General features: G+C 62.3%; 5 protein-coding genes. 4 read left to right on the plus strand and 1 reads right to left on the minus strand.

Features of this window, described 5'->3' with window-relative positions:
• Positions 1–368: 368 nt before the first annotated feature.
• Positions 369–2018, plus strand: coding sequence for a glucose-6-phosphate isomerase (pgi, locus tag AACW18_RS20835; RefSeq protein WP_218389730.1), 1650 nt, complete (start codon positions 369–371; stop codon positions 2016–2018).
• A gap of 149 nt (positions 2019–2167) precedes the next feature.
• Here the strand turns inward: pgi and ilvC are convergent, their stop codons facing one another.
• On the minus strand, positions 2168–3649 hold the full coding sequence (ilvC, locus tag AACW18_RS20840; RefSeq protein ID WP_218389731.1) for a ketol-acid reductoisomerase: 1482 nt from the start codon (positions 3647–3649) through the stop codon (positions 2168–2170).
• A gap of 230 nt (positions 3650–3879) precedes the next feature.
• On the opposite strand from ilvC, the gene ilvY reads away from it, so the two are divergent.
• The 3 genes from ilvY (at position 3880) to AACW18_RS20855 (ending at position 7755) form a co-directional block, all read left to right on the plus strand.
• Positions 3880–4770: an HTH-type transcriptional activator IlvY gene (ilvY, locus tag AACW18_RS20845; RefSeq protein WP_218389732.1), complete on the plus strand. Its 891-nt coding sequence runs from the start codon at positions 3880–3882 to the stop codon at positions 4768–4770.
• Positions 4771–4898: 128 nt separating this feature from the next.
• Entirely contained in the window at positions 4899–5090 is a 192-nt protein-coding gene (locus AACW18_RS20850) for a hypothetical protein (RefSeq protein WP_218292106.1), read from the plus strand.
• A gap of 91 nt (positions 5091–5181) precedes the next feature.
• Positions 5182–7755, plus strand: coding sequence for a bifunctional acetate--CoA ligase family protein/GNAT family N-acetyltransferase (locus AACW18_RS20855; protein ID WP_218389733.1), 2574 nt, complete (start codon positions 5182–5184; stop codon positions 7753–7755).
• The last annotated feature ends 213 nt before the right edge of the window (positions 7756–7968 follow it).

Consider the following 7968-nt stretch of genomic DNA (forward strand, 5'->3'; position numbering starts at 1 on the left):
GACTCGTCCATCTGGCTCAGATGATAACCAGCCGTTGGCGGGGTAAAGTTGCGTTTGCTCATAAAATAGACGGGAAGATGCCTCTCCATGCCTGCTTTGAAGCGGAGGCAAGGCCGATCTGCACGCTCCCTGAGCTGAAAGCCCTTTCAGCCGGACGAGGCCGGGGAAGCATGCGCAAGCGCAAGATCTGATGGCCCCTGCTGACTCATAATCGCAGCGTTTTGGATGTAAACTCCTTCGATGACAGACAATTGGTAAAGCTCTGTTACACGGGCCACACGCAGGGCTCGGTATAATGTTCGAATAATAAGGTTTGGCGGGAGCCTTGCCTGCAAGGTTCAAACACAACTTGGAATCTCAGGAATCCTATGAAAAACATCAATCCAACCCAGACCAAGGCCTGGCAGGCCCTGGAAACCCACTTCGCGGCTCACAAAGAGACCAAGCTCAAGGATCTGTTCGCACAGGATCCCCAGCGTTTCGACAAGTTCTCCCTCACCTTCGGCGGTGACATCCTGGTCGACTACTCCAAGAACCTGATCACCGAAGAGACCCTCAAGCTGCTGGTGGATCTGGCCAAAGAGACCGACCTGCGCAGCGCCATCGACGCCATGTTCAACGGCGACAAGATCAACATGACCGAGGGGCGCTCCGTGCTGCACGTGGCCCTGCGCAACCGCTCCGATCGCCCGATCGAGTGCGATGGCAAGGACGTGATGCCGGAAGTGAACGCCGTGCTGGCCAAGATGAAGGGCTTCTGCGAGAAGGTAATCGGAGGCGAGTGGAAGGGTTATACCGGCAAGGCGATCCAGCATGTGGTCAACATCGGTATCGGTGGCTCTGACCTCGGCCCCGTGATGATTACCGAGGCACTGCGCCCGTACAAAAACCACCTGCAGATGCATTTCGTCTCCAACGTCGATGGCACCCACATCGCCGAGACCCTGAAGAAGATCGATCCGGAAACCACCCTGTTCCTGGTGGCCTCCAAGACCTTCACCACCCAGGAGACCATGACCAACGCCCTGACCGCCCGCGACTGGTTCATCAAGATCGCCGGTGACAAGGCCCACGTCGCCAAGCACTTCGCCGCGCTCTCCACCAACGGCAAGGCCGTGGCCGAGTTCGGTATCGATACCGCGAACATGTTCGAGTTCTGGGACTGGGTCGGCGGTCGCTACTCCTCCTGGTCTGCCATCGGCATGCCCATCGCCCTGTCGATCGGTTTCGAGAATTTCGAGGCCCTGCTGCAAGGCGCCTTCGAGATGGACATGCACTTCGCCACCGCCTCCTACGAGCAGAACGTACCTGTGTTGCTGGCGCTGATCGGCCTCTGGTACAACAACTTTTATGGTGCCGAGTCCGAGGCCATACTGCCGTACGATCAGTACATGCACCGCTTCCCTGCCTACTTCCAGCAGGGCAACATGGAGTCCAACGGCAAGCAGGTGGATCGCAACGGCAAGCCGGTGGACTACCAGACCGGCCCCATCATCTGGGGTGAGCCGGGCACCAACGGCCAGCACGCCTTCTATCAGCTGATCCACCAGGGCACCAAGCTGATCCCCTGTGACTTCCTGGCCCCGGCCATCAGCCACAACCCCATCGGCGACCACCATCCGAAACTGCTGGCGAACTTCTTCGCCCAGACCGAGGCGCTGGCCTTCGGCAAGAGCAAGGAACAGGTCGAGGCCGAGTTCCTGGCCGCCGGCAAGACGCTGGAGCAGGTCAAGGATCTGGTACCGTTCAAGGTGTTCGAAGGCAACCGCCCGACCAACAGCATCCTGTTCAAGAGCCTGACTCCGAAGACGCTGGGTGCCCTGATCGCCATGTACGAGCACAAGATCTTCGTGCAGGGCGCCATCCTGAACATCTTCAGCTTCGATCAGTGGGGCGTGGAGCTGGGCAAACAGCTGGCCAACAAAATCCTGCCGGAGCTCAACACCGAGGCGGCGGTCACCAGCCACGACTGCTCCACCAACGGCCTGATCAACACCTGGAAAGCCTGGAAAGCCTGATTTCCGGCGCTTGCCTGAATGCAAAAGCCCCGCTCGATGAGCGGGGCTTTTTTGTGGCCGATAACCGGCTTGTTTGCATACTCCTGGCACCTGGCCAGGTGTCTAAGCCAGCCAGCAGGCGGGGATCGTCACCCCCACCCCGATGAAGCTTAGCCGCCGACGGCGATGCGTTTCATGTCCTTCATGTAGCCACGCAGGGTCTGGCCGATCTGCTCGATGGGGTGGCTGCGGGTCGCCTCGTTGGCGGCCAGCAGGGCCTGGTTGTCGATCCCCTTGCTCTCGGCACGGGAGCTGCCCAGATCGCCGGCCTGCAGGGTCGGCATGAAGTGCTCGCGCAGCAAGGGCACGGCGGCGTTGGCGAACAGGTAGTTGCCGTATTCGGCGGTATCCGAGATCACCACGTTCATCTCATACAGACGCTTGCGAGCGACCGTGTTGGCGATGAGCGGCAGCTCGTGCAGGGATTCGTAGTAGGCGGACTCTTCATAGATGCCGGAGGCCACCATGGTCTCGAACGCCAGCTCCACCCCTGCCTTGACCATGGCCACCATGACCACGCCGTTGTCGAAGTACTCCTGCTCGGCGATCTTGCCCGCATAAGCCGGGGCATTCTCGAAGGCGGACTTGCCGGTCTCTTCGCGCCAGCCGAACAGCTTGGCGTCGTCCTCGGCCCAGTCGGCCATCATGCCGCGGGAGAACTCACCGGCGATGATGTCATCCATGTGCTTCTCGAACAGCGGACGCATCAGGGTGCGCAGCTGCTCGGACAGCTCGAAGGCACGCAGCTTGGCCGGGTTGGAGAGGCGGTCCATCATCAGGCTGATACCACCCTGCTTCAGGGCCTCGGTGATGGTCTCCCAGCCGAACTGGATCAGCTTGCCGGCGTAGGCCGGATCCGTCCCCTCGGCGACCAGTTTGTCGTAGCACAGCAGGGAACCGGCCTGCAGCATGCCGCACAGAATGGTCTGCTCACCCATCAGGTCGGACTTCACTTCCGCCACGAAGGAGGATTCCAGTACCCCGGCGCGATCACCACCGGTGGCGGAAGCCCAGGCCTTGGCGATGGCCATGCCCTCACCCTGGGGATCGTTCTCCGGGTGTACCGCGAGCAGGGTCGGCACGCCGAAGCCACGCTTGTACTCTTCACGCACCTCGGTACCCGGGCACTTGGGAGCGACCATGACCACTGTGATGTCGGCGCGGATCTGTTGACCCTCTTCCACCACGTTGAAGCCGTGGGAGTAACCCAGAGCCGCGCCCTGCTTCATCAGCGGCATCACGGTTTTCACCACGTCGGCGTGCTGCTTGTCCGGAGTCAGGTTCAGCACCAGATCCGCGCTCGGGATCAGCTCTTCATAGGTGCCGACCACGAAGCCGTTGTCGGTCGCCTTCTGCCAGGAGGCACGTTTCTCGGTGATGGCGGCCTTGCGCAGGGCGTAGGAGATGTCCAGCCCGGAGTCGCGCATGTTCAGGCCCTGGTTCAGACCCTGGGCGCCACAACCCACAATCACCACCTTCTTGCCCTTGAGCGCCGCACAACCGTCAGCGAACTCTTCGCGCTGCATGAAACGACACTTGCCCAGCTGGGCCAACTGCTGACGCAGGTTCAGGGTGTTGAAATAATTAGCCATGGTGATTGCTCCGTTCGATTGATTCCATGCCGGATGGCGGCGTTGTCTGAACCACTATAGCGCGGGACACTTATTGCCTGAACTGATATATTCGGAACAGTATGTTGCAGAAATTGAAAGACGATTCTGCGCAATCTCAGGCGGGATCTCCCCCAGTTCGGCAAGAGCGCCGGGGGAGTTGTTGCCTGAGCTGAACAATTCGGCACCCGATGCCGTTGCAGGAATGAAAGATGGATCTTCGCAATCTCGAGCTGTTTCTCCACCTCGCCGACTCCCTTCACTTCGGCAAGAGCGCCGATGCCATGGCGGTCAGCCCCTCCACCCTGAGCCGCGCCATCCAGCGACTGGAGCAGGAAACCGGCTGCGTGCTGTTCGAGCGGGACAACCGCAGCGTGCGGCTCACCTCCGCCGGCGAGAAGCTGCGGGAGTTCGGCGGCAGCCTGCTGCAGGAGTGGCGCCGACTCAAGCAGGAGCTCAAGCGCAGCGACGAACCGCTGCAGGGTCGACTGCGGGTGTTCTGCTCGGTCACCGCCAGCTATTTTCTGCTGCCCGAGGTGCTGGAACGCTTCCGCCGCCGCTATCCCCAGCTCGAGATCAAGCTCGAGACCGGCGACCCGGCGCTGGCGGTGGACAAGATCCTGGCCGACGAGGCCGATCTCGCCATCGCAGCAAGACCGGATGCGCTCTCCGCCAAGCTGGAGTTTGCCAGCCTGCAGCAGGTACCTCTGGTGTTTATCGCGCCACGCACTGCCCCCCAACCCAACCAGTGGTTCCTGCAGGGCGAGCCGGACTGGGAGCGGCTGCCGCTGATCCTCTCCGAGCAGGGGCTGGCCCGCAAACGCTGTGACCAGTGGTTTCGCAACAAGGGCATAGCCCCCAACATCTATGCCGAGGTCGCCGGCAACGAGGGCATAGTCGCCATGGTGGCGCTCGGCTTCGGGGTGGGTCTGGTGCCTGCCGCCGTGATCGATCACAGCCCCATGGGGGACAAGGTGCGCATCGTCGAGCCCAAACCCGCCCTCAAGCCGTTCGACGTAGGCATCGCCGTGCTCAAGAAGCGGCTGGAAGAGCCGCTGATCCGCGCCTTCTGGGACACGGCTCGCGGCCACACCCTGCGCTGAGGAAGGACTCAGGCCCGGCAAGCGCAGACGGATAGAGCACCGTGTGGGTGTCATATGTGTCAGTATGCAAGCACCCGATAACAGCGGAGACTTGCCCGACGAGCACATCAGCCACAGAGGAGCACGCCGTGAGCCAGCATCTTGTCGAGATCAAGGGGTCCATCCTGTTTGAAGAGTATCTGCAGAGCCTTGGCGTCCGCCGTTGCCCGCTCGATCGGGAGCAGGAGATCTATCTGCAGGATCGGCACCTGGCCACCATCAGGCGCATTCAGGGGGAACTGCGGTTCTACCTGCGCGCCAACGCCCTGGTCCGGTCATGATCCGCAATCGGTCACAGAACATACCCTGAAAGCGTATTAGACTGGCACCATCCGTCACCCTCGCCTCCGGGGGTCGCCATGAGGAGTGCCCATGAAACCAAGCGGCCTGGATCGGCTCTTCAAACCCCAATCGATTGCCGTCATCGGCGCCTCGACCGACCCGCAGAAGGCGGGTCATGTGGTGATCAGGCACCTGCTCGCGGGTCAGTTCAAGGGCCCCATACTGCCGGTCAGCCCCCACAGCCAGGCCATCGCCGGCGTGCTCGCCTATCCCGATATCGCCAGCCTGCCGCTGTCCCCCGACCTTGCCATCGTCTGCACCCGGCGCGAGCGGGTACTGCCACTCATCGAGGAGCTCGGCAAGAAGGGCACAGGCGCCGCCATCATACTGGCCGCCCAGTTCTCCGCCGAGGATCGCCATCAGTTGCAGAGGCTGTGCCGCCAATACGGCATCCGCCTGCTCGGCCCCAACAGCATGGGCATGCTCTTGCCGGGGCAGGGCATCAACGCCAGCTTCTCCCCCATCGCCGCCACCCCAGGGCAGGTGGCCTTCCTCTCCCAGTCGGCGGCGGTCAGCACCACCATCCTCGACTGGGCCAAACAGCGGGAGATCGGTTTCTCGGCCTTCGTCTCCCTCGGGGATCATTGCGACATCGACTTTGGCCAGCTGCTGGATCAGCTCTCCCGCGACGGCTCGACCCGCGCCATCCTGATCTACATGGACAAGCTGCACGATGCCCGCCACTTCCTCTCGGCCGCCCGCGCCGCCTCGCGCAACAAGCCGATCCTGGTGCTCAAGAGCGGTCGCCACGATCCGGCCAACGGGCTCGACAACGTCTACGACGCGGCCATCCGCCGGGCCGGCATGCTGCGGGTACGGGATACCCATGAGCTGTTTGCCACCGTCGAGACCCTCAGCCACTCCTTGACCCTCAAGGGGGAGCGGCTCGCCATCCTCTCCAACGGCCGTGGGCTGGCCAACATGGCCGCCGATGTGCTGCTGGAGCGCGGTGGCAAGCTGGCCATGCCGCCGCAAGACATCGGCAGCGATGCCGATGTCGATGCTTATCGGCAGGCGCTGGATGCCTTGCTGCAGGGGGACGGCGCCGACGCCATCCTGCTGATCCATGCCCCCTCCCTCACCGCACGGGGCGCCGCCTTGGCTGGCAACCTGATCGACTTTATCAAGCAGCATCCCAGAGCCAGGCGTTTCAACATCCTGACCAACTGGGCCGGGGAATACTCGGCACAAGCCGGTCGCCGCCTGTTCAATGAGGCGGGCATTCCCACCTATCGCACCCCGGAGAGTGCCGTCACCGCCTTCATGCACATGGTGGAATATCGCCGCAACCAGAAGCAGCTGATGGAAACCCCTGCCTCCCTGCAAACCGGCCAACTCGATGTCGAACGCTGCCAGCAGCTGATCCGGCAGGCGCTGGATCGCAAGCAACGAGTGCTCGATACCCACCTGGTTCACCCCATCATGCAGGCCGCCGGGCTCTCCACCCTGCCAACCTGGATCGTCTCGGACGCCATCGAGGCGGCGCTGACCGCAGAGCAGATCGGTTATCCGGTAGCCGTGAAGCTGCGCTCACCGGATATCGCCCATAAGTCCGAGGTCCACGGTGTCATGCTGAACCTGCGCACCTCGGCCGAGGTGGCCCAGGCGGCGGATGCCATCCTGGACCGGGTCCGTCAGCACGATCCGGGGGCACGCATTGAAGGCCTGCTGGTGCAGCGCATGGCAAAACGCAGCGGCGGGCTCGAGCTGCGCATCCGCCTGCAGCAGGATCCCGTCTTCGGCCCCGTCATCCTGCTCGGAGAATCCGGCGCCGCGCCACACGAGATGGTCGCCGCCCTGCCGCCGCTCAACCAGGCGCTGGCCCGCTACCAGATCATCGGCGCCCTCAAGCAGGGCAAGATCCGCGAGCAAGCCAGTCCGGCGCGGCTCGATATCGATGCCCTCGGCCGGGTGCTGTGTCAGCTGTCGGAGCTGCTGCTGGCCTTCCCCGAGATCCAGGAACTTGACCTGCATCCACTGCAGGCCTGCGCCGACGAGATGGTGATCCTGGACGCCAGGCTCGTCTTGCTGGCGGAGGGCCAGCAGGCACTCCCCCTGGCCATTCGCCCCTATCCCACCGAGCTGGAAGAGGGGGCCTGGCTCAAGGATCAGAGCCATGTCCTGCTGCGCCCAATCCGGCCGGAGGACGAGCCTGCCCACAAGCAGTTCGTGCTCAAGGTCTCCGATGAAGACAGGTACAAGCGTTTCTTCGCCGATGTGGGGGAACTGGGCCATGAAGAGCTGGCCCGCATGACCCAGATCGACTACGACCGGGAGATGGCCTTCGTCGCCGTAGGGCAGGATGGCGCCTTCAACCAGCAGATCCTGGGGGTGGTGCGCGCCATCTCCAACCCAGACCTGTCCGATGCGGAATTTGCCATCCTGATCCGTTCAGATCTGAAGGGGCGAGGGTTGGGCAAGCTGATGATGGAGAAGATAGTGCGCTACGCCAGAGAGCGTGGCATCGGCCAGCTCTCCGGCATGACCATGCCCAGCAATCGCGGCATGATCAACCTGGCCAAGCGGCTGGGTTTTCAGATCGACATCCAGCTGGAAGACGGGGTAGTCAATATGGCGCTGCCCTGTGCAGATAAAGGCAGATAAAGGCAGATAAAGGCAGATAAAGGCAGATAAAGGCAGATAAAGGCAGGAAACAGTACACGGTTTGGCCGCGTATCACGTTGGAATGGCAGGAATTTCAGGCAATAAAAAAGCCCGCTCGATTGAGCGGACTTCTTCAAATTGGGAGCCTGGCAGTGTCCTACTCTCGCATGGCGAATGCCACACTACCATCGGCGCTACCGCGTTTCACTTCTG

It is taken from the genome of Aeromonas sp. sia0103 (assembly GCF_963895295.1).
In the GTDB taxonomy this organism is placed as follows: Bacteria; Pseudomonadota; Gammaproteobacteria; order Enterobacterales; family Aeromonadaceae; genus Aeromonas; species Aeromonas encheleia.

Coding starts and splice junctions, on each gene's coding strand:
- pgi (WP_218389730.1), top strand. CDS start 369: ATGAAAAACATCAATCCAACCCAGACCAAGGCCTGGCAGGCCCTGGAA.
- ilvC (WP_218389731.1), bottom strand. CDS start 3,649: ATGGCTAATTATTTCAACACCCTGAACCTGCGTCAGCAGTTGGCCCAG.
- ilvY (WP_218389732.1), top strand. CDS start 3,880: ATGGATCTTCGCAATCTCGAGCTGTTTCTCCACCTCGCCGACTCCCTT.
- AACW18_RS20855 (WP_218389733.1), top strand. CDS start 5,182: ATGAAACCAAGCGGCCTGGATCGGCTCTTCAAACCCCAATCGATTGCC.